1 protein-coding gene is annotated in these 622 nt (G+C 43.4%); it reads left to right on the forward strand.

What is annotated here, in order from left to right; genetic code table 11:
• Positions 1-622, forward strand: a 622-nt coding sequence (locus QWY29_RS19755) for a hypothetical protein (RefSeq protein WP_300962948.1), incomplete at both ends; no start/stop codon positions are given.

A 622-nucleotide genomic window follows, 5' to 3' on the forward strand; every position in this document is an offset into this window, starting at 1 on the left:
TCAGGATCCCTGACGGCCTTAATTGAAGCAGGAGTCGTCTTTGATTTGATAGTTATACTGGGGGCCTCCAATGGCTTAGAAGTCCTGATCGATATAATCCTGCAAATTGGAGCTGTGATTGACATAGGAGCTGCTCTTGGTGGAATTCTTAATAACGCGGAAAGCTTATTTAGACTCATCGCTCAGCTGGGAGGAAACGTATCTTATGGAATCAGTGGCGTGTTTTTGATTGTTGCCGATATCGTAGCTCTAATCAACGGGAACGCTACTGTGGAAGTCGTGATTAATGCCATCATTCAGTATGTAGCTTACTCCAGCATACTTGTTACCGCCGATTTCACTGTTGCCCTTAACGAAACACTCAAAGGATTTTTGTCCGTTGTAAAACGGATCAACGCTTCTTCTTCACTCAGCGGTCTTGTGTCGATTGTTGAAAAACTAATCGAAGGAAAACTAGTTATTGGTGGAGTCAATATTTCCGTTATCATCAACAAGCTGATTGTCGGAGTAGTTTCCGGAGGTTCCTCTTTGCTCGAAGTGGTTGTTTACGTAGTACTTCAACTCAAGGCCGTAGTGGATGTTAGCCTGCTAATTACGTACCTCGCGATTCTGCTAATCTTTA

This window comes from Nocardioides abyssi (assembly GCF_030412915.1).
GTDB lineage: Bacteria > Actinomycetota > Actinomycetes > Propionibacteriales > Nocardioidaceae > Nocardioides > Nocardioides abyssi.